Annotated in this window: 18 protein-coding genes; 12 read left to right on the top strand and 6 right to left on the bottom strand. The window is 62.9% G+C overall.

What is annotated here, in order from left to right; genetic code table 11:
- Window positions 1–68 precede the first annotated feature (68 nt).
- Window positions 69–860, bottom strand: coding sequence for a lytic transglycosylase domain-containing protein (locus H0194_RS09410; RefSeq protein WP_185175632.1), 792 nt, complete (start codon window positions 858–860; stop codon window positions 69–71).
- Window positions 861–999: 139 nt separating this feature from the next.
- Here H0194_RS09410 and H0194_RS11085 point away from each other — a divergent pair, with 139 nt between their 5' ends.
- Window positions 1,000–1,476, top strand: a complete 477-nt coding sequence (locus tag H0194_RS11085) for a hypothetical protein (RefSeq protein WP_185175631.1) — start codon at window positions 1,000–1,002, stop codon at window positions 1,474–1,476.
- Here the strand turns inward: H0194_RS11085 and H0194_RS09400 are convergent.
- Window positions 1,473–2,114, bottom strand: coding sequence for a MazG nucleotide pyrophosphohydrolase domain-containing protein (locus tag H0194_RS09400; protein ID WP_185175630.1), 642 nt, complete (start codon window positions 2,112–2,114; stop codon window positions 1,473–1,475). The two genes, H0194_RS11085 and H0194_RS09400, sit on opposite strands and share 4 nt — an antisense overlap.
- Window positions 2,115–2,202: 88 nt before the next feature.
- Between H0194_RS09400 and H0194_RS09395 the strand changes: the two genes are divergently transcribed.
- Window positions 2,203–3,675, top strand: a complete 1,473-nt coding sequence (locus H0194_RS09395) for an amino acid permease (RefSeq protein ID WP_185175629.1) — start codon at window positions 2,203–2,205, stop codon at window positions 3,673–3,675.
- Between the two features lie 3 nt (window positions 3,676–3,678).
- Here H0194_RS09395 and mfd read toward each other — a convergent pair whose 3' ends face one another.
- A complete protein-coding gene (mfd, locus tag H0194_RS09390; RefSeq protein WP_185176982.1) occupies window positions 3,679–7,356 on the bottom strand; it encodes a transcription-repair coupling factor in 3,678 nt (1,225 codons plus the stop codon).
- 50 nt (window positions 7,357–7,406) lie between these two features.
- Entirely contained in the window at window positions 7,407–8,108 is a 702-nt protein-coding gene (locus H0194_RS09385) for a TetR/AcrR family transcriptional regulator (protein ID WP_185175628.1), read from the bottom strand.
- A gap of 255 nt (window positions 8,109–8,363) precedes the next feature.
- On the opposite strand from H0194_RS09385, the gene H0194_RS11020 reads away from it, so the two are divergent.
- Window positions 8,364–8,945: a hypothetical protein gene (locus tag H0194_RS11020; protein ID WP_246388891.1), complete on the top strand. Its 582-nt coding sequence runs from the start codon at window positions 8,364–8,366 to the stop codon at window positions 8,943–8,945.
- Window positions 8,946–8,980: 35 nt separating this feature from the next.
- Here the strand turns inward: H0194_RS11020 and H0194_RS09375 are convergent, their stop codons facing one another.
- Window positions 8,981–10,684, bottom strand: a complete 1,704-nt coding sequence (locus H0194_RS09375) for a multicopper oxidase family protein (protein WP_185175627.1) — start codon at window positions 10,682–10,684, stop codon at window positions 8,981–8,983.
- Between the two features lie 173 nt (window positions 10,685–10,857).
- Here H0194_RS09375 and H0194_RS09370 point away from each other — a divergent pair, with 173 nt between their 5' ends.
- From H0194_RS09370 to H0194_RS09330, 9 genes are all read left to right on the top strand, one after another.
- Entirely contained in the window at window positions 10,858–12,108 is a 1,251-nt protein-coding gene (locus H0194_RS09370) for an MFS transporter (protein WP_185175626.1), read from the top strand.
- A gap of 123 nt (window positions 12,109–12,231) precedes the next feature.
- The gene (gene glmU / locus H0194_RS09365) at window positions 12,232–13,668 is read left to right on the top strand and encodes a bifunctional UDP-N-acetylglucosamine diphosphorylase/glucosamine-1-phosphate N-acetyltransferase GlmU (RefSeq protein ID WP_185175625.1); all 1,437 of its coding nucleotides are present in this window, start codon (window positions 12,232–12,234) and stop codon (window positions 13,666–13,668) included.
- Window positions 13,669–13,705: 37 nt separating this feature from the next.
- Window positions 13,706–14,683, top strand: a complete 978-nt coding sequence (locus tag H0194_RS09360) for a ribose-phosphate diphosphokinase (protein ID WP_185175624.1) — start codon at window positions 13,706–13,708, stop codon at window positions 14,681–14,683.
- A 3-nt stretch (window positions 14,684–14,686) separates the two neighbouring features.
- On the top strand, window positions 14,687–15,415 hold the full coding sequence (locus H0194_RS09355; RefSeq protein ID WP_246388890.1) for a DNA alkylation repair protein: 729 nt from the start codon (window positions 14,687–14,689) through the stop codon (window positions 15,413–15,415).
- Between the two features lie 247 nt (window positions 15,416–15,662).
- Entirely contained in the window at window positions 15,663–16,307 is a 645-nt protein-coding gene (locus tag H0194_RS09350) for a 50S ribosomal protein L25/general stress protein Ctc (protein ID WP_185175623.1), read from the top strand.
- 116 nt (window positions 16,308–16,423) lie between these two features.
- On the top strand, window positions 16,424–16,996 hold the full coding sequence (gene pth, locus H0194_RS09345; RefSeq protein ID WP_246388889.1) for an aminoacyl-tRNA hydrolase: 573 nt from the start codon (window positions 16,424–16,426) through the stop codon (window positions 16,994–16,996).
- 3 nt (window positions 16,997–16,999) lie between these two features.
- Window positions 17,000–17,932 carry a fumarylacetoacetate hydrolase family protein gene (locus H0194_RS09340; protein WP_185175622.1) on the top strand — a complete coding sequence of 311 codons (933 nt, stop codon included), beginning with the start codon at window positions 17,000–17,002 and terminating at the stop codon, window positions 17,930–17,932.
- Window positions 17,933–18,661: 729 nt separating this feature from the next.
- Entirely contained in the window at window positions 18,662–18,835 is a 174-nt protein-coding gene (locus tag H0194_RS11215; protein ID WP_185176978.1) for a halocin C8-like domain-containing protein, read from the top strand.
- Between the two features lie 41 nt (window positions 18,836–18,876).
- Window positions 18,877–19,197, top strand: a complete 321-nt coding sequence (locus tag H0194_RS09330; RefSeq protein ID WP_185175621.1) for a hypothetical protein — start codon at window positions 18,877–18,879, stop codon at window positions 19,195–19,197.
- Window positions 19,198–19,327: 130 nt separating this feature from the next.
- Here H0194_RS09330 and H0194_RS09325 read toward each other — a convergent pair whose 3' ends face one another.
- Window positions 19,328–20,809, bottom strand: coding sequence for a glyceraldehyde-3-phosphate dehydrogenase (locus H0194_RS09325; protein WP_185175620.1), 1,482 nt, complete (start codon window positions 20,807–20,809; stop codon window positions 19,328–19,330).
- Window positions 20,810–20,849 lie beyond the last annotated feature (40 nt).

The raw sequence follows: 20,849 nt of genomic DNA, 5'->3' as shown, positions 1-20,849 counted from the left end.
GCCGGGTACCGGGCTTCGTCACGGTTTTCACACCTGGGAAGGGGTAAACCCCCTTGATGCATGGTTCGCTAGGACGTCGCGGGCTGCCCTTGGGCGTAGGAGTTGGCGGCTAACGCCACGCGGCGGAGGTATTCCTCGGATTGGTTATAGGCAAAAATGGCGCGGCGCCAGTCCTTCTTTTTTGTCAGGTCTCGCCCGTCGGCACAGAGGAGTTTGGCGGCAGAGAGCGCGGCGTCGTCGATCTGATGCGGGTTGGGCTTGCCGTCGCCGTCGGCGTCTAGGCCGTAGCGTCCCCACGACTCCGGGATGAACTGCATGGGCCCTACTGCGCGGTCATGCTCGGGGTCCCCGTCGAACTCGCCGTCATCGGTGTCGGGGGTATCCGCGGTCCCGGAGGAGCCGTCGAGTTTGATGCCCACGATGTGTGGGATGGCTTCGCCGTTGTCGTTGAGCTCGGAGGGTTTGAACCAGTTGCCGTTGTACGTGCCGTGGCGGGTTTCTACCCAGCCGATGCCGGCGAGTGTGTTCCAGGACAGGTGACATTCGGGCCACGCGTCGCGGGCGATGAGTTCAGCGTTGGCGTAGGCGCGCAGGGCTTGGCCCGAGATATCGGTCTGCGCCGCGATGGGTTGCGACCACTCGGTGAGTTCATTGGCGGTGCGCCCGGGGCCGTTGACGTCGATGTCGGCGACAGCGACGGGCTGCGCCGGCGGCATGTCCGCGGAGACCTTGTCCAGCCGGCGCGAGGACTGCATATTACCCGCTAAGGAGAACATCCACCCGGCGACGGCAAAGACCACCACGATGACGAGGATCGTGGCGGCGACGATGGTAAGCCGTACCCGGGACTGCCGTGACATAGTGAAGCAAAATCCTACCGGCACGAGACGTGCAAGGGGTGGCGGCCTTCCGAACCGTGCGCACATTCCCGGCAAATCCCCAGCACAGCAACACCGCCACCACTTGCGGCACTTTAGTCACTCCTGTATCAATAACCCCATGAACATCAAGCGCATCTTCGCCGCCGGCGCCGCGGCCCTTACCCTGTCCGCCACCACCGCCCTCGCAGCCCCGGCCACCGCCGCCGAAACCAACCCCCTCGCCTCCATCGGCGCCATCGACGAACTGATCGGCGGCGCCACCACTGCAGCACTCGACGGCATGACCTGCCAGCAGCTGCACTCCGTTCTGAGCTGGACTGACTCCCAGACCCCCGACAACGTCTACGACAAGTCCTTCACCCGCTCCCAGCTCCAGGCCAACCTCACCAAGGTCACCACTTCCCAGCTCAAGACCTCTCCCTACGTGGCCCTATTTACTTCCAAATACGCAGGCAAGACCGCCGACAAGGCCCTCAAGTGCGGCCTGGTCAAGGAAGATCCCCAGCTGCCCGGCACCCTCGGCTCCCTGACCACACTGTCCTCCAAGGCCGTCGCCATACAGCCGGCCATCGAGGCCCTCTCTTCCCGCCGCTAACGCCCGTCCCGTTCCTCCGCCTCCCGCCGCTCCCGCGCCTTCCCTTCGGCCCACAGCCGATCCTGGGTCTCGGTATCGACCACCGTATCCGTACCGTCGAACAGGTAAGGGGCGCGGGAGGCCATCTTTTTCACGAAGCTCTCCGCCACATCCGCGAAATCAAAGGCCCCGCGGCGCGCGGCGATCTCAGCGTGGAAGAGCACTTGCAGCAGGACGTCGCCAAGCTCCTTCTTCAGCTCCGCATCGCCAGCCTGGGCGCGCACCGCGTCCGCGAACTCCTGCGCCTCCTCCTCGAGGTACGGCAACAGGGTCTCGTGCGTCTGCGCGCGCTCCCACTCGCCGATATCCTGGGCGCGCTGCATGAGCTTCACCGCCCGCCCTACGGCATCGCTTCTCGACGCCGCTTCCACCACCCGCTCGCCGTGGGCCACCCGCTCGCGCACCGCATCGTCCTGCTCGTTGGTGCTCACCAACACCCCAGTCCCCAATGGTTCGCCCGCCAAATCACCAAGGTGCCAGCGCACCGACATGGGCACCTCCCAGGTGTAGGTCACGGGCCCGGGAAGCTTCCCGTCTGGACCGAATGCATCCAGTGGAATCATCATGGGCCAACGCGGGTCAAGTAACAGGACAGTCATGTCTGCCACTTTATTACTTTGCTTACATTTTAGTTGGTTTAGCCCCACCAATTTCGCAAATTTAGCCATAACCTGTACGTTTATCCGCATGACTTCAACAACCCAGAAGAACTCGGTGACGATGTGGACGCTCGTGTCCCTCATCATCGGTTCCTGCGTCGGCGCGGGAATCTTCTCGCTGCCGCAAAACATCGCGTCCGTCTCCGGACCCGGCGCGATGCTGATCGGCTGGGGCATCGCGGGCGTCGGCATGCTGTCGGTCGCATTCGTTTTTGAGATCCTCGCGCACCGCAAGCCCCACCTCGACTCCGGCGTCTACTCCTACGTGCGCGCCGGCTTGGGCGACTTCATCGGCTTCGCTGCCGGCTGGGGTTACTGGCTCGGCTCCGTCATCGCTCAGGTCGGCTACGCCACCCTGTTCTTCAACACGATTGGCCACTACGTCCCGTTCTTCAGCTCGGACAACCGGCTCGTCTCCGCTATCTCCGTCTCGGTGATGACGTGGGTCATCTTCGCCATCTTGGCCCGCGGCGTCAAGCAGGCAGCACTGATGAACGTTGTGGCCACTGTGGCCAAACTGGTCCCTATCCTGTCTTTCGTGGTCCTCGTGGCCTTCTTGGGCTTTAGCTGGGACAAGTTCACCTTCGACTTCTGGGGCCGCGATTCCGGCGCCACCGTCTTTGAGCAGGTCCAGGGCATCATGCTGTTCACGGTGTGGGTCTTTATCGGTGTGGAGGGCGCCTCGGTGTACTCCAAGCAGGCCCGTAAGCGTTCCGACGTCGGCCGCGCCACCGTGATCGGCTTCCTCTCGGTCCTTTTCCTCCTGGTATCGGTGTCCACGCTGTCCTTCGGCGTGCTCTCCCAGGCGGAGCTAGCCGCGCTGCCGGACAACTCCATGGCCTCGGTACTGGAGGCAGTCGTCGGCCCGTGGGGCGGCCTGTTCATCTCGATCGGCCTGTGCCTGTCCGTCCTGGGCGCGTATGTGTCCTGGCAAATGCTGTGCGCAGAACCCATCGTCATGATGGCCATTGATGGGCTCATCCCCCACCGCATCGGCAAGATCAATACCGCCGGCTCGCCGTGGGTGGCGCAGCTCATCTCCACCACGGTCATCCAGCTGACGGTGATCATCTTCTTCCTCAACGAAACCTCGTACACCGTCATGGTGCAGCTGGCCACCATCATGTACCTGCTGCCGTATATCTTCTCGTCGATCTATCTGCTGATGCTGGCAACCCGCGGCAAGGGACTCACTCACCCGCACGCGGGCGTAAAGTTCGATCTTTCAGGTCCGGAGGTCTCCCGTTCCGCCAACCGCCGCCACTTCGTCATTGCGGTCGTGGCCTTCATCTATTCGATGTGGCTCATCTACGCGGCGGACCCGGTGTACGTCCTCTTCGGCGCGCTTGCCGTCCTGCCCGGCACGGTGCCCTACGTGGGCACCCGCCTGGCGCGAAAGGAGCGCGTATTCAACGCCTTCGAATGGTGCGTTGTCGCGCTCATTCTCGCCGCCTCCGCCTACGCGGTCTGGGGACTGGCGACGGGGACGCTGTCCCTGTAGCTCCTACTCACTGAAGGAAAACACTCCCCCGCCACCCTTCTTTGGCTGAGCGCCTGCCTCCGCCTGCGCGGGCTCACGCTTGGAACCGTCGACGTTGGTGGGCTCGATGTCGAACATGTCCGCCAGGAAGTCCGCCATCCACTGCAGCAACTCGACGTCGCGAAGCTTCGGCGAGGTCAGTGTGCGCCCGGCCTTCGGGAAACTCAGCTGGATGGCCTTCGCGGCAGCGCGGTAATTGGACCCCGGGTAGAGACGCTTGAGGCGAATCTGCTTGGAATCCGGCATATCCACCGGGTGAACCTTGATGCGCGTACCTTGCACCGTGATGTCGGAGACCTTCGCGCGGCGCGCCTGGTGGCGCAGGCGCGACACCGCGAGCAGGCGCGAGACTTCCTCCGGAACGGGTCCGTAGCGGTCCTCCATCTCCTCGATGACCAGCTGCAGGTCCTTGTTGTCCTTGGATTCCGCGAGCTTGCGGTAGACCTCCAGGCGCAGGCGCTCCGAGTTGATGTAGCTTTCCGGAATGTGCGCATCCACCGGTAGGTCGATGCGAATCTCCTTCGGCCCCTGATCCGTGGCGTCCAAAGGTTGACCGGAGGCGAGCGCCTTGAAGGTCTCCACGGCCTCCCCCACCAGGCGAACGTACAAATCAAAACCCACACCGGCGATGTGGCCGGACTGCTGCGCACCCAGCACGTTGCCGGCGCCGCGCATCTCCAGGTCCTTCATTGCCACGGCCATGCCGGCGCCCAAATCATTGTTCTGCGCGATCGTCGCCAGGCGGTCGTAGGAGGTCTCTGTGAGCGTCGCCCCCTTCGGGTACAGGAAGTAGGCGTAGCCGCGCTCGCGGGAACGGCCCACGCGCCCGCGCAGCTGGTGCAGCTGAGACAGGCCCATGTGGTGGGCGTTTTCGACGATGAGTGTGTTGGCGTTGGCGATGTCCAGACCGGTTTCTACGATGGTGGTGCAGACCAACACGTCGTATTCGCGGTCCCAGAATCCCTGGACGGTCTTTTCCAGCAAGTCCTCGCTCATCTGACCGTGCGCCACCACGATGCGGGCCTCCGGTACCAGGTCGCGCAGTTCGCGGGCCTTCTTCTCAATATCCGCCACCTTGTTGTGGATGAAGAAGGTTTGGCCATCGCGGAGCAGCTCGCGCCGAATCGCGGCGGCCACCTGCTTGTCCTCGTAGGCGCCGACGTACGTCAGCACGGGGTGGCGGTCCTCCGGTGGGGTGAGGATGGTGGACATCTCGCGGATACCCGCCATGGACATCTCCAAGGTACGGGGGATCGGAGTCGCCGACATGGTGAGCACGTCCACTGAGGCCTTCAGTGCCTTGATGTGCTCCTTGTGCTCCACGCCGAAGCGCTGCTCCTCATCCACCACGATGAGGCCCAGGTTCTTCCACTGCACCCCGGTTTGGAGGAGACGGTGCGTGCCGACGACGACGTCTACCGTGCCGTCTGCCAGACCGTGAAGGATCTCCTTGGCATCCTTCGTGGATGTAAAGCGCGAGAGCACCCGGATGTTGACGGGGAATCCCTGCATGCGCTCGCTAAACGTGTCAAAGTGTTGCTGTGCCAGCAAGGTGGTGGGCACCAGCACGGCCACTTGCATGCCGTCCTGCACTGCCTTGAAGGCCGCGCGCACCGCCACTTCGGTCTTGCCGTAGCCGACGTCGCCAACCACGACGCGGTCCATGGGAACGGTGGACTCCATGTCTTGTTTCACCGCGTCGATGGCCAGCATTTGGTCCTCGGTCTCGACGAAGGGGAAGTTGTCCTCCATCTCCGCCTGCCACGGAGTATCGGAGGCGAAGGCGTGCCCCGGCGCGGACTGCCGCTTGGCGTAGAGCTCCACGAGTTCGCCGGCGATTTCGCGCACGGCGGCGCGCGCCTTCTTCTTGGTGTTCTTCCAGTCCGAGCCGCCCATCTTGGACAGCGTCGGGGACTCGCCGCCGGTGTACTTGGACAGCAAGTCCAACGAATCCATGGGAACCCAGAGCTGGTCGGCGGGCTGGCCGCGCTTGCTAGCGGCGTATTCGAGCACCACGTATTCGCGCCGCGACGTCTCATCACCTGCCTGGATGGTGCGCTCCGCCATCTTGAGGAAGCGCCCGATGCCATGGGTTTCGTGCACCACGAAGTCACCGGTTTTGAGCGCGAGCGGATCCACCCGGTTGCGGCGCTTGGCGGGGCGGCGTTTAGCGCCCGCGATGTCTGAGACACGGTTGCCGGTGAGATCGGTTTCGGTGATGACCACGAGCGGCAGAGCGTCGGCGTCTTTCAGCTTGCGGACCTTCGGAAAAACCAAGCCCGCGTGGCTCAACGCCTGGTACAAGGTGACCTCGCCAGGCGAAGGCTCCCAGGCCGGGGTGGCCACCTTAGCGCGGATCCCCTGCTCAGCAAAGCGTTCCACCATGCGCTTGATGGCGCCCTGGTTAGGGGCGATGAACGCTGCGCGCCCGCCCGCCGTGGTGTGCGCCAGGAGCTGGGCCATCATGACCTCAATCTCCTTGAGATCACCGCGCGGGGTGGGGCCGGGCTCGAACTCAAGCGGCAGGGACTTGTCCTCGTCACCCTGCATCATGCCGGGCGGTGCGAAGGTCCACCAGGGATGCCCGGACTTGCGGACGCCTACTTCGAGGGCGTCATAGGAGCGGTAGCTCGACGCCTCCACGTCAAGGCCCTCGACGGCAAGCGGACCGTCCGCCCCCATGGCGGCGGCCTCCCAGCCGGCCTCCAAGAACTCGGTGTCGGTGGTCACGAGGTCGTCGATGCGGCGCCGGATCTTTTCCGGGGCGACGAGGAGCACGTGGGCGTCGGCAGGCAAGAACTCGGTGAGCATCACCAACTGGGAATCCGCAAGGACCGGCAGCAGCGCCTCCATGCCGTCAGCAGGGATCTTCTCCGCAACCTTGGTGAGCAGCTCCACAAGCGCCGCGTTGCCCGGGTGTTTGGTGGTCAATTCCGCGGCGCGGGCGGCCACGGAATCAGTGATGGGGAGCTCGCGTGCCGGGTGGCAGCGCACCTCCGAGATGGCAACCTCCACAATGGCACGTTGGTCGGCGACGGAGAACTGACGAATGTCAGTGACCTCGTCGCCCCACAACTCCACGCGGACCGGATAGTCCATGGCGGTGGGAAAAACGTCCACGATGCCGCCGCGGGTGGCAAACTCGCCGCGTTTGGCAACCATGTCCACGTGCTTGTAGCCGCGGAAATTTAGCCCTTCTACGAGCTCGGTGAAGTCGTACTCCCCGCCTTCGCGGACGACGACCGGCTCACGGCCCGGCACCTCGCGCAATAGCGGTTGCGCGACACCGCGCGCGGCGGTGACGATGACGCGGACGTCGTCACGCTCCAGGCGCTCAAGCACCTGCGCACGGCGGCCCACGATGTCTACGCCGGGGCTCAGCCGCTCGTGCGGCAACGTCTCCCACGAGGGGAAGAACGCGGCCTTGTCGCCCACCATGGCTTGGAGCTCCGCGGTGAGATCCTCGGCCTCGCGCCCGGTGGCGGTCACCACTAGGACGGGCGCACGCTGTGCCAGCGCACCAATCGCCCACGGCCGCGCCTGGTCGATGCCGGTGATGTGCAGCTCCGGCTCGCCCACGTTGGCGAGCAAGCCTTTAAGCTTCGGATCAGTGGCGGCAATGTTGAGCAGGCCCGCCAGCATCGGTGCGGTGGTACGGGAGTCCTGTTTATCGGCCATCTTGTCAGCCATGCTTAGTTCGTTTCATCCTTTACTGGTGCTGCTGGCGGTGCGGGAGCGGGTTCAGCCTCCGGCGCGCTGTCTGGTGCCGTTCCCGGCAACGTGTCCGAGTCGAAAGCGCTGAGTTTCGGCTGCTGCTGCAGGCCCCGTAGTCCGTGCCACGACAGGTTCACGATGTGTGCGGCTACTTCTTCCTTGGCGGGGCTGCGTACGTCCAGCCACCACTGCGCGGTATTGGCCACCATGCCGACGAGCGCCTGTGCGTACAGCGGTGCCAAGGCCGCGTCCAGCCCGCGGTGTTCAAAGGCCTCGGCGAGGATATACGACACCTCGTTGACTGCAGCGTTGAGCAACGTGGAGTAGCTGCGCTCGGTCCCCCGCTTGGAATCTCGCACCAAGATGACGAAACCGTCGGTTTGCTCATCCACGTAGGTCAGCAGGGCCAGCGCGGCTTTCTCGATGCGCTGCTTCCAGGAACCGCTCACGAGCGCTTCCATCACCACGTCTTCCAGCGCCCGCATCTCCCGGTCAATGACCACGGCGTACAGGCCTTCCTTGCCGCCGAAGTGCTCGTACACCACAGGCTTGGATACCCCTGCGCGGTGCGCGATCTCCTCCACGCCTGCGCCGTCGAAGCCAAGCTCGGCAAAAGCCGCGCGCCCCACTTCGATGAGCTGCTCGCGGCGCATCTGCCCGGTCATCCGCTTTTGAACCATGGCTGCCAGTTTAACCCGCACCCGCCCCATTTATTACTCGCGGGCTCTCGTCGGTTAAGATAGACGGGCGCTCGCGCAATTCCCCATGGTGTAATGGCAACACTACGGTTTTTGGTACCGTCATTCCAGGTTCGAGTCCTGGTGGGGAAGCTTTTCATTTTTCCTGCGCGTTTTTCGCCGAGCTTTTCCGCGCACCTCTCGGCAGGCCTCTGCACTCTCCTAGCGCCACTGCCCCCAGTCAATTATGTTTGAAATATGCCTACTTTTCGCCGCATCCTGACTTCAGTAGCCATCGCCACCACAACCGCCCTGTCCGTCCCCCAGGCCGCCGCTATCGATCCCCTGCAGTCCTCGTCCTACGCCGTGGAGAAGGCCACCGCTGACGCCACGCGTTTCATCAATTCCTTCCTGCCCGGCGCCGCGCCTAAAAAAAGAGCGCCGAAGCCCGTGACCAAGCGCCCCTCCGCTCCAAGCAAGGGTTCCCGCTACGACGGTTCGCGCCGCGATCCCATCATGCGCCAGCTGCTCGCCGGGGCAAGCAAGGGCGACACCATCACCATCCGCGGACAGAAGGCCCGCGTGTGCGTCTACGGTGACGGCTACGGCCTGTCCATGATCGCCGCGGGTCCGAACACCTCCTGCGGATTCTCCAAGGCCGTGATGAGCAAGCAGATCAAGGGCCTCAATCCCACCGAAGACAACGTCCGCAACTCCCTTAAGCCAGTCGTCCGCGCCACGAGCCCGGCGACCGGCAAGACCTACACCATGAAGTGTGGCAAGAACGGCCGCCTCATCACTTGCAAGGGTGGAAACAACGCCACCGTGTACATGTACTAGCCCCTGGTAGGAGCCGTCCCAGACTACAAGTCGGGCTACTCCACACTCAGGTTCTTCTGATGCCCGCCCGGGTTACCTTTCGCGCCGCCGGTTGCACCCGCACCGGCGGCGTCGCCGTTTCCAGAGTCGGTGCCGTGACCGGAGTGGCCGCCATGCGCCCCGTGCTCGAGGGTCGGTAGTGCCGGTTCATCGCCGGGTTCCACCATGACGAACTGCCCCATCATGCCCTTGTCCTCGTGCAACAGCATGTGGCAGTGGAACATATACGGAATCTTCGGATCGGGGTGCCAAGCAAAGTCCACGAGGAGCTTCGCGGTGGACTTCGGCGGCAGGTCCACGGTGTCTTTCCAACCGATGGTGGGCACGTTGACATCCGTACCCACCTGGTTGAGTTCTAGCACCTTGAAGCGGCAGTTATGGATGTGGAAGTTGTGTGGCCAGTCCGCGTTCTCATTCGTCACGGTCCAGATTTCCGGCTTCTTGTGGTCGATGACCACGTCCACTCGGTTCATATCCATGTGCTCGCCGTTGATCATGAAGGTGTTGAGCACGAAGTCGCGCTGCTTGAGCCCGTCGGCCGCTGGAACGTCCGCCGCGGCAGGGTCGAGCTTCGCAGGCAATGGCTTTTCTGGCGCCTTGAGCTCGGCGGGGACTTTGATGCGTAGGATGTCGAACTCGTCGCGGAAGCCGAAATCGCCCGTCGCTTGTTCCGCCGCGGCGCCTTCTGGTTCCGGGATTCCGAAGTTGTCGTCGCGGGCCACCGAGCGCAGCGTAACGTCCTCGCCTGGTGTGAGGTCGATGACCACTTCCACGCGCTCGCCCGGACCCATGAGGACCTCGTCGGCTTCCACGGGGGCGTCGAGAAGCCCGGAGTCGGTGGCGATGATCTGCAGCGGTGCCCCATTGGACAACGCAAAGGTATAAAACCGCATGCCCGCGCCGTTGAGCAGGCGCAGGCGCAGGCGCGTGGACTTCGCGGTCAGCTCCGGGTTCGTAATGCCGTTAACAAGCGGCGTGGTGCCTTTGAGACCGAAGGTGGGATCGGTGGTCTCGTCCAGCTGTCCATCATCGGTGAACTTCGCGTCCACCACCACGACGGGGATGTCGTCCACGCCGTACTCGCGTGGCAGGTCCAACTTTTCTTCCACCTCGTCGTCCACGATGAACATTCCGGCCAGGCCGCGGTAGCAATGCAGCGCGGTCCGCTCATGCGGGTGCGGGTGGTACCACACCGTGGCAGCTGGCTGGTCCACGGTAAATTCCGCGTCCCAGGTCTTCCCCGGCTCAATCGGGGTGTGCGGGCCACCGTCGGCCTTGGCGGGCAGTTTCATGCCGTGCCAGTGCACCGTGGTCATCTCATCCAGATCGTTGGTGACGGAGATCTTAACCTTTTCCCCACGCTTCGCCCGCAGCGTAGGCCCCAGGAAGTCGGCGCTGAAACCCCAGGTCTTGGTCTGAGTTCCGGCCACAATCTCCGCGGTGGACGCGGCTGCGGTCAGCATGATGGTGCGTGAAGTGCCCTTCTTAGTGCCTTCCTCAAGCGGCGGGATAGGCAGGGCACGGGCCGGGGCGTCTGCCCCACGCGGTGCGGGTTGGGTGCGCTGTGCCTTGTCGGATGCGGAGTCCGAACAGGATGCCACCGTCGCCGCGGCGGTGGCGCCCAGCCCCACGAAGAGTGCGCCGCGGAAGAAGGTCCTGCGGTCGAAGCGGCGGGGTTGGGTGTTGTGGGGCGCGGTCACAGGGGGTCCTTCCTACGGGTGGCGATCATCAAGGCGATATTGGGAACTTAGGGCCATGTCAAGGCTCCATATCAAGGCTATGGTATCCCGCGACATCAATGAAAAGTTTGATCCTGTGAGTAAGGTCGCGCTCATCTCGGGGTGGGCCAACACCTGCGCATAAGATTGTTGGCATGGCACAGAATCCGGCTCCCCCGAACGAAGCCCACAATGCCCGCCGCTTTGTGTGGTCGAACGGTCTGCTCAACCTAGCAGACCAGATCGTTGCTGCAAAGACGGTGCTGCCCTGGCTGTTCCAGACGGCCGGCGTGCCGGCGTTCTTCATCGGCTGGCTGGTCCCGCTGCGCGAGTCCGGCTCCATGCTCCCGCAGGCCGCGCTCACCCCGTGGGTGACCACCCAGTCCTCCCGAAAGAAGCTATGGCTGTTGGCGTCCTACGGTCAGGCTGCCGCGGCGGCGGGCATGGGCGTGGCGGCGTTGCTTGTCGACGGCGTCGCCCTCGGCGTCACCATCCTCCTTCTGCTTGCGGTGTTGTCACTGTTTCGCGCGCTGAGTTCCATCGCGTCGAAAGACGTCCAAGGCAGGACGATTTCCAAGGGCCGCCGCGGCCGAGTTTCTGGCCGCGCCACCTCGCTCGGCGGGCTCGCCACCTTGGCCGTCGGTGTAGGCCTGGCGCTGTCCCCGCAGCCCCTACCCCGCTGGGCATTGGCTGCGCTGATTTTCCTGGGAGCCGCCGCCTGGGTGGCGTCCGCGGTGTCTTTTAGCGGAATCATCGAGCCGGAATCAGACGTTGAACCGCAGGGCACCAACAAGTCCTGGTGGGAGGACACCTGGACGCTGTTTACTGACGACGCCAACTTCCGCGAGTTCGTCATCGTCCGTTCCCTGCTGCTGGTCAGCGCCTTGTCGACGTCCTTTATCGTGTCCTTGGCGTCCGCGCGCGGGCAGGACTTCAGCGGCCTCGGCGCCTTCGTCATTGCCTCCGGCTTGGCCTCGTTGGTGGGCGGCCGCATCTCCGGCGCGATGTCAGATCGCTCGTCCAAGAACGTCATGGCCTACGGCGCACTGGTGGCATCCCTGGTGATCCTGGCGGCGTTGGCCTGCGCCCAGTGGGCGCCAGACGGGGTGACGGCGTGGGCTTTCCCAGTGGCGTTCTTCGGTGTGACGCTCGCCCACACGGCAGTCCGCGTGGGACGCAAGACCTACGTGGTGGACATGGCCGAAGGTGATCAGCGCACCCAGTACGTGGGCGCGGCGAACACCATGATGGGGATCATCCTGCTGCTCGTGGGCGGCATCTCTTCCTTAATTGCTCTCATCGGCACCGAGGTTGCACTGCTGTTCCTTGCTCTCACCGGCTTGGTGGGAGTCTGGCGCGCGGCCCGGTTGCGCGAAGTCTCTGCGCCCGCACAGCAGACCCCATGAGACGTGAGTGCAACTGGATTTTCGCCGTCACCACCCTCATGTCCGGGTAGACCGTTATGCTGGAACGCGAACAAACGATGATTTGTGATGTAACACAATCGATTTTTAAGGAGTTCCTCCCTCGTGGCACAGCAGACCCCTTGCGCAGTTGTCGTCCTCGCCGCTGGTGCGGGCACCCGTATGAAGTCCAGCACCCAGAAAACGCTGCATGAGATCGGTGGCCGCTCACTGCTTGGCCACGCTCTCCATGCCGCCGGTGGTATCGACCCCGAGCACATCGTGTCCGTTGTGGGCCACCAGCGCGACCAGGTCTCGCCGGCCGTAGAGCAGATTGCTGCTGAGCTGGACCGCGAGGTCCTGCAGGCGGTCCAGGAAGAGCAAAATGGTACGGGCCACGCTGTCCAGTGCGGTCTGGAGCCGCTGCCGGACTACTCCGGCACCGTCATCGTGACCAACGGTGACGTCCCACTTCTCACCGCGGAGACCATCCGCGGGCTGTTTGACGCGCACGTCGCAGCCGACGCTGCCGTCACCGTGCTGTCCATGGAGCTGGAAGACCCTACCGGGTACGGCCGCATCGTGCGTGACTCCTCCGGCGACGTCACCGCCATCGTGGAGCAGAAGGACGCGGATGACGCACAGAAGGCGATCCGTGAGGTCAACTCCGGTGTCTTCGCTTTCGATGGCGCCATCTTGCGCGACGCGCTGGGCAAGCTGGATTCCAATAACGCACAGGGCGAGCTCTACCTCACCGACGTGCTGTCTATCGCCCGCGAGGCTGGGCACCCGGTGCGCGCCCACGTGGCCGCCGATCCCCGCGAGCTTGCTGGCGTGAACAACCGCGTGCAACTTGCAGAGGCCGGCCGTGAGCTCAACCGCCGCACCGTCGAGGCAGCCATGCTGGGTGGCGCCACGATCGTGGATCCGGAGTCCACCTGGATCGGCGTGAACGTCACGATCGGCAGCGACGTCATCATCCACCCAGGCACTCAGCTGTGGGGCGCAACCTCCATCGCGGACGGCGCGGAAATCGGCCCGGACACCACCTTGACCAACATGCAGGTGGGCATGGGCGCGAAGGTCATCCGTACCCACGGCGAGGATTCCATCATCGGCACTAACGCCAACGTCGGCCCGTTCACCTACATCCGCCCGAAGACCATCGTGGGCGAGGAGGGCAAGCTCGGTGGTTTCGTGGAGGCCAAGAACGCCAAGATTGGCCGCGGTTCCAAGGTTCCTCACCTGACCTACATCGGCGATGCGACCGTGGGTGAGCATTCCAACATCGGTGCCTCCTCCGTCTTCGTCAACTACGACGGTGTGAACAAGCACCACACCACCATCGGCAGTCACGTGCGCACCGGATCGGACACGATGTTCATCGCGCCGGTCACCGTCGGTGATGGCGCGTACTCGGGTGCGGGTACAGTGATTAAGGACGATGTTCCTCCGGGAGCACTCGCCGTCTCTGGCGGGAAGCAGCGCAACATCGAAGGCTGGGTCGTAAAGAAGCGCCCCGGCACTCCGGCTGCAGAAGCTGCTGAGAAGGCCAGCGAATAGTCAACACCCCACATATCAAGAAGGGTCCTCACATCGCATGACAGGCAAGGTAACCGAGAGCCACAAGAACATGATGCTGTTTTCCGGGCGTGCTCACCCGGAACTCGCAACGGCAGTGGCCAAGGAACTGGGTACTGAGCTCGTAGAAACCACGGCGCGTGATTTCGCCAACGGCGAAATCTTCATCCGCTTCGAAGAGTCCGTGCGTGGCGCGGACTGCTTCGTGATGCAGTCGCACACCCAGCCGCTGAACAAGTGGCTGATGGAGCAGCTCATCATGATTGATGCGCTCAAGCGCGGTTCCGCCAAGCGCATCACCGCGATCCTGCCGTTCTACCCGTACGCCCGCCAGGATAAGAAGCACCGCGGCCGTGAGCCCATTTCCGCCCGCCTGGTCGCCGACCTGCTGCAGACCGCCGGTGCGGACCGCATCGTTAGCGTTGATCTGCACACGGATCAGATTCAGGGCTTCTTCGACGGCCCGGTGGATCACATGCACGCGCAGCCGATCCTCACGGACTACATCAAATCCAAGTACTCCATGGACAACCTCACCGTGGTGTCCCCGGACGCCGGTCGCGTGAAGGTTGCCGAGAAGTGGGCCAACGACTTGGGCGATGCGCCGATGGCGTTCGTACACAAGACCCGCAGCGTGGATGTGGCCAACCAGGTTGTAGCCAACCGCGTTGTCGGCGACGTTGAGGGCAAGGACTGCATCCTGCTCGATGACATGATTGACACCGGTGGCACCATCGCCGGTGCGGTCCGCGTGCTCAAGGAAGCCGGCGCCAAGTCCGTGGTCATCGCTTGTACCCACGGCGTGTTCTCCGATCCGGCCCGTGAGCGCCTGTCCGAGTGCGGCGCGGAGGAAGTCATCACCACCGACACCCTGCCGCAGTCCACCGAGGGCTGGTCCAATCTGACCGTGCTGTCCATCGCGCCGCTGCTGGCACGCACGATCCACGAGATCTTCGAAAACGGTTCCGTGACCACCCTGTTCGAGGGCGAAGCCTAAGAGGTGAACGCGACTTTCGAGTCGGGCTCCCCTGCCCTCATTGAGGTCCTGCGTGACCGGCTGTACCCCCTGCGGGATGAACCCCGCGCGGTGGGGATGGCCGGGTATATGCAGGACCTCTTCCCTTTCCTCGGCATCGACTCCACGCGACGTCGCCAAGCCGTGAAGGATCTTTTAGCCCGCCGCCCCTTGGACTGGGAATTGGTGGATGACTGCTGGGATGAGCCCGAACGGGAGTTCCAGTACGTCGCCGTGGATCACCTGCGGCGCCAGACACTCCCCGCCGCGGAACTGGACACTCTCAAGGTGCTCATCACCTCCAAATCGTGGTGGGATACGGTGGACCATCTGGCAAAGGTGGCCGGCACTTCCCTGCGCACCGAACCTGACGCCGCGCGTCCCATTCTGGCGAGCTGGGCCACTGACCCCGACCTGTGGGTACGCCGCGTGGGCGTCCTGTGCCAGCTGGGCTTCGCCAAGGACGGCGTACTGGACAAGGACCTCCTCACCCAGGCCATCGCCGCAAACCTAGCAACCTCACCCACGTGCCTGCGCTGGGAAGAACACCCCTTTGCCGGGCCGGGGCCGAAGTTCTTCATTGAAAAGGCCATCGGCTGGGCGCTGCGGGACGTGGCGCACCACGACCCGGACTGGGTGCAAGAGTTCTGCCGCGCATACCACGCGGACCTGTCCCCATTGTCGCGCCGCGAGGCACTAAAAAACCTCCACTAACGCCCTCCTTGGCGGTTTGGAATCGCCGGGGTCGGCGTGCTACATTAGTCGACGTCTCGGCGAGGGCTGCTGCACATTCCCGATGGAGTGCAAAGGCCGTTATCGACGCGATTTTAACAAGTTCATGCTTGCTTGATCTTTATCTCAGCCTGCGATGACTCGTCCAAGACGTCCATCGGCAGGCTTTTGTCGTCTCTAGGGTCGCAAAACCTCGCCGCCATCAACAACTTTTCTCAAGGAGTAACTCATGGCTAATAAGCGCCCAGTAATCAAGGCAGAAGCACGTACCGAATTCGGCAAGGGCCCGTCCCGCCGCCTGCGCCAGGCATGGAAGGTTCCAGGTGTTATCTACGGTTCGAACACCGAGCCGATCCACTTCGCCGTTCCGCTGCTGGACATCCAGGCACTGGTCCGTAACGAGGGCGTCAACGCCGTTCTGGAGCTGGAGATCGACGGCGAGCAGCACCTGACCATGGTCAAGAACGTGGATCAGAACATGCTGACCCTGGACATCGACCACGTTGACCTGCTCTCCATCGTCCGTGGCCAGAAGGCCGAGGTTGAGGTTCCGCTCACCGTCGTCGGCGAGCCGGCACCGGGCCTCATGGTCAACCAGGACGCTTACGAGCTCTTGGTCGAGGCAGACGTTCTGAACATTCCTTCCGAAATCGAGGTCTCCGTGGAAGGCCTGGAGGACGGCGCTGTGGTCACCGCTGCGGACCTGACCATGCCGGCAGACACCACCCTGGTGGCCGACGCAGAGACCGTCATCCTGTCTGTGACTGTTCCGCAGGAGGATGCCGAGGTTGAGGCTGCCGCTGAGGCTGCTGAGGAAGGCGGCGCCGAGGCTGGCGCTGAGTCCTCTGAGGAAAAGGCTGAGGACTCCGAGTAGTCGCTCCCCTCGCCGGGGCACATCAGCCCCGATCTTGGCTGTGCAACTCCCCGCGCCGCCGCCCCACTTCGTGAGGGCTGGCGGCGCGGGGTTTTTGTTGTGCCACAATAGGTGGCGTGAACGTTTCCTTGAATACCTCCGAGACCGTGCTAGTGGTCGGTCTAGGCAATCCCGGGCCTCACCACGCGGGCACGCGCCACAACATCGGCTACGACGTCATTGACGAGCTCCTGGGCCGCGCTTCAGGTATGCCCGCTACCCTGAGCACCCACAAGAAGACCAATGCCATGGTCGCCGAACTTGCCGCCGGGCGCCTGGGCACTGGCAAAGTGGTTCTTGCCACGCCGCGTACGTTCATGAACCTCTCCGGTGGGCCGGTGTCCGCCCTGGCCAAGTACTTCTCGGTGCCCACTGCCAACGTCGTGGTCATCCACGACGAGCTCGAATTAGACTTCGGCGTGATCAAGGCCCGCACCGGCGGCGGCGATCATGGCCATAATGGGCTCAAGTCCTGCACCACATCCCTGGGCAGCAAGGACTACACGCGCGTCGCGATGGGGATCGGTCGTCCCCCAGGGCGCATGGATCCGGCTGCCTTCGTGCTCAAGCCCTTTGGCAAGCAGGAACAAGCGGACATCCCCATCATGTGTGCGGATGCTGCCGACGAAGTGGAAAGGATGTTGAAATAGGCCATGAAGTTAGCGACCATCCGCACCGACGAGCGCTCAGACGCGGTGGCCACCGCCGCAGCCGTGATCACCGAGCCGATTGACTTCGCCGCCACCCACCCCGCCTCCGGTGAGGCCCTAGGTTCAGCGATCCTCATCCCGGGCGTCACTGACGTCGGCGAGCTCCTCCAGTACCCAGACTGGCGCGATGTCGCCGAGTCCGCCACCGTGGGCGTCGCCGCGGCGCGCTCGATCAAGTTCGGGCGCAAGGACTTGGCTCCCGTTGTCCCGCGCCCGGAGAAAATCATCTGTACCGGCCTGAACTACGCCAAACACGTCCGCGAGATGGGCCGCGATTTCCCCGATCACCCGACGTTGTTCATCAAGTTCGCCGACGCGCTCACCGGGCCTTTCGACGACGTGGATCTCCCGCCCTTCGCCCAGGCCCAGCCGGACTACGAAGGCGAGCTCGCCGTGGTCATCGGGCAACGCGCGCACCAGGTTTCCGCGGCGGAGGCGCTGGACTACGCCGCCGGCTACGCCATCATGAACGACTACACGCTGCGCGACTTCCAGCGCCGCACCACCCAGTTCCACCAGGGCAAGTCGTTCTACCGCACCGCGGGCTTCGGCCCATGGCTGACCACCAGCGACGAGTGGGCTCCGGGCAATAAGGCATCGCTCATCACCACCGTTGACGGTGAGGTCCGCCAGCACGACAACACCGACAACCTCATCTTCTCCGTGGCTAAGCTCATCGAGTTCTGCTCCCACCTCTACCCGCTCAACCCAGGCGATGTCATCGCCACCGGCACCCCGGAGGGCGTCGGCTTCGCCCGCGAACCGCAGGCCTTCCTCCGCAACGGCCAACCCACACGAATCACGATTGAAGGACTCGGCCAAATCGAGAACGTGACGCGGTTGAACGATATCGAAGGGCTAATTCAATCTAACTAGATTGCGCCCTAACCCCGCAATTAGGGCTCCGCAGGCCTCGCAAGATTTTAGCTGACTACCTATACCCAATCACAATCGAATTATAACTTCTCTCTCAGGAGGAAACTTTGATTCGGGAACAGCCCACCGGAACGTTGCAAAAATCATTGCCACATTGGCAACAATCACCTGCGCGCTCTTTCTTGTAGAAATTCCTTCTGCAAGCGCGACACAACCCATCGACACAACCCATCAATGTCCAATCGATCCAGCTTCCTAGCGACGTAGAAAAAAGACTGGCGACTGGCCGCCAAAAAAGCGAGGTCCTCCGGATCGCCTTCCCTGACAAGTCACCCCGCCGCATTTCACAAGGACAGGACCATCTTCTGGGGGTAAAGGGCTATACGGCAAGTAATTCTGAGCTTAATACTGATAACTACATCGTCGAAAGGCGAGACAAAGAAAACTTTGTCATCTATTCTGCCACCAATATCGGCAGCGACACCACGGCAATCGAGCTTCACGCCGTTGATATGAATCTACGAACGGTTGTGAAGGAGCAAGAATATCGCTTCCGGGAAAAACACTACAACCAACGGATTCGACGCTGAGGTGTTCTCAGAGGCCCAGCAGATATGGGAAGGTACGATTGATGAAACAGGAGAAGTCATTCGTTCTGAAGACAAGCCAACACTGTGAAGCACTACACGAGCTTCTGCTCCCGATTACGGCACCGGCTACGATGCTTGTCTGAGATCAGTAAATTCTCTGTGCACTGTTGGGAGTGGAGCCGGTGCTGCCATCGTTTGCGCGTTGCTTGGTATCTCCGTCGTTGGCGGCATAGCCTGCGGCGCTGTGCTGGGGCTCATCAGTATGTTTGGCTGCAGCGGTGCAAAGCAGCGGGTATGCGCGGATACAAAATAGTAACGAGCATCCTGTCTACCGTTAAGGAACTTGAATCGGCAATGAAACTCGTTCAAAGCGCAGCTCTTTGCGCAGCGTTCGGCGCATACATCTACTTCTTGGCAATGGGAAATCTGTGGCTCGCCCTAGTTCCAGTGCTACTTCTTGTTGTGATTGCAGTCGGGCGAAAAATCTTCGCCCCCGCTAAGGACAAGCCCGCACCACTTTCCCTGCTGGTGTTTCTCTTTCTCTCGACGGCGGTGGCCTATCTGCTCCCAGAAGAGCCCAGCTACGCTCTCACGATCGCCGTTGTTTCATGCGTCGTCGTGTTTGCCTTCGCAGTTTGGGATAAACCGGTCTCTGCTCATCATGACTCTGCCTAACGGTTGTCCACCGCTATGACTGAACAAAAGGCTGGATACAGAAATAAAATAAGGGCGTTCCTATACCGCAATGCAATGCTATGGAGGAACGCCCTTTATCTATCGGGGCGCATGCGCCCCGCCAAGGTGGCTACAGCTCTTCTGGAGCTACGCGCTTCGGCAGCACGGTCGGGCGGGCGCCGGCCAGGTCTTCGACGATGCGGATGACCTGGTTGGAGTAGCCGAACTCGTTGTCGTACCAGACGTAGAGCACGAGGTGCTTGCCGGACGCGATCGTCGCCAAGCCGTCCACAACGCCAGCGTGGGTGGAGCCCACGAAGTCAGACGACACGACCTCCGGGGAGGCGATGTAGCTGATCTGCTGGCGCAGGTCGGAGTGCAGAGCCACGTTACGCAGGAAGTCGTTGACCTCCTCCTTGGTGGTCTCCTTCTCCAGCTCCAGGTTGAGCACAGCCATGGAGACGTCCGGGGTAGGAACGCGGATGGCGTTGCCGGTGAGCTTGCCAGCGAACTCCGGCACAGCCTTCGCCACAGCCTTCGCCGCGCCGGTGGCGGTGAGCACCATGTTCAGGCCGGCGGCGCGACCGCGGCGGTCTGCCTTGTGGAAGTTGTCAATGAGGTTCTGGTCATTGGTGAACGAGTGCGCGGTCTCCACATGGCCGTGGGCCACACCGTAGCGGTCGTTGATGACCTTGAGCACCGGGGTGATGCCGTTGGTGGTGCAGGATGCTGCGGAGAGGATCTTGTCCTCGTCCACGACGTCGCCGTGGTTGATGCCGTAGACAATGTTCTTGATGTCGCCCTTGCCCGGTGCGGTGAGCAGAACGCGGTCCACGCCCTTGGACTCCAGGTGCTGCGACAGGCCCTCGCGGTCGCGCCACGCGCCGGTGTTATCCACCACGATGGCGTTGTCGATGCCGTAGGAGGTGTAGTCGATCTCCGCCGGGTTGTTGGCGTAGATCATCTGGATCTTGGTGCCGTTGGCCCAGATAACCTCGTTCTCCTCGTCCACGGTGATGGTGCCGTTGAAGGCGCCGTGCACGGAGTCGCGGCGCAGCAGCGAGGCGCGCTTGATAATGTCACCGTCACCCTTCTTGCGCACGACGATGGCGCGCAGGCGCACGCCGCCGTAGGCAGCCTCGCGAGCGATGAGGATGCGGGCCAGGAGGCGGCCGATGCGGCCGAAGCCGTAGAGCACGACGTCGCGCGGCTCAGCCTTAGAGCCGGCGCCAACGATCTCTGCGAGCTCGGACTCAAGGTAGCCACGCAGGTCCTCGCTGCCGGAGTCCTGGAAGCCCTGGGCCAGGCGGCCCAGGTCCAGGCTTGCGGTGCCCAGGTTCATGTCCACCAGCTCACGCAGGATGGGCAGGGTCTCGGCGGTGTTCAGCTCGCGGTCGGTGATGCGGCGGGCGTAGCGGTGGGACTTGATGATGTCAATGTCCGTCACGCCTACGAGGAGGCGGCCGAAAACAGAGGTGACGACGTTGTTGTTGCGGTGCAGCTGGTGAATCAGCGGGATCATTTCCTGCGCGTTTTCAATGCGCTGGTCCCAGTCCAGGTGTCCTGCGTTGCTGAGGTTGCCGTTCTCGCTCACGGAATCATTCCTTCTCATGTGTGGGGGAATTCAACAAATGTTCCCCCAAATTCTACAT

The sequence above is a fragment of the Corynebacterium incognita genome, from assembly GCF_014217255.1.
GTDB lineage: Bacteria > Actinomycetota > Actinomycetes > Mycobacteriales > Mycobacteriaceae > Corynebacterium > Corynebacterium incognitum.
The sequence above is the reverse complement of the archived record's forward strand: the minus strand, read 5'-3'. Positions and strand labels throughout refer to the sequence as shown.

Bases quoted from the DNA above. Each gene is read 5' to 3' on its own strand.
- H0194_RS09410 (WP_185175632.1), bottom strand. From the start codon at position 860: ATGTCACGGCAGTCCCGGGTACGGCTTACCATCGTCGCCGCCACGATC.
- H0194_RS11085 (WP_185175631.1), top strand. From the start codon at position 1,000: ATGAACATCAAGCGCATCTTCGCCGCCGGCGCCGCGGCCCTTACCCTG.
- H0194_RS09400 (WP_185175630.1), bottom strand. From the start codon at position 2,114: ATGACTGTCCTGTTACTTGACCCGCGTTGGCCCATGATGATTCCACTG.
- H0194_RS09395 (WP_185175629.1), top strand. From the start codon at position 2,203: ATGACTTCAACAACCCAGAAGAACTCGGTGACGATGTGGACGCTCGTG.
- mfd (WP_185176982.1), bottom strand. From the start codon at position 7,356: ATGCTGGCGGGCCTGCTCAACATTGCCGCCACTGATCCGAAGCTTAAA.
- H0194_RS09385 (WP_185175628.1), bottom strand. From the start codon at position 8,108: ATGGTTCAAAAGCGGATGACCGGGCAGATGCGCCGCGAGCAGCTCATC.
- H0194_RS11020 (WP_246388891.1), top strand. From the start codon at position 8,364: ATGCCTACTTTTCGCCGCATCCTGACTTCAGTAGCCATCGCCACCACA.
- H0194_RS09370 (WP_185175626.1), top strand. From the start codon at position 10,858: ATGGCACAGAATCCGGCTCCCCCGAACGAAGCCCACAATGCCCGCCGC.
- H0194_RS09360 (WP_185175624.1), top strand. From the start codon at position 13,706: ATGACAGGCAAGGTAACCGAGAGCCACAAGAACATGATGCTGTTTTCC.
- H0194_RS09350 (WP_185175623.1), top strand. From the start codon at position 15,663: ATGGCTAATAAGCGCCCAGTAATCAAGGCAGAAGCACGTACCGAATTC.
- H0194_RS09340 (WP_185175622.1), top strand. From the start codon at position 17,000: ATGAAGTTAGCGACCATCCGCACCGACGAGCGCTCAGACGCGGTGGCC.
- H0194_RS09330 (WP_185175621.1), top strand. From the start codon at position 18,877: ATGAAACTCGTTCAAAGCGCAGCTCTTTGCGCAGCGTTCGGCGCATAC.
- H0194_RS09325 (WP_185175620.1), bottom strand. From the start codon at position 20,809: ATGAGAAGGAATGATTCCGTGAGCGAGAACGGCAACCTCAGCAACGCA.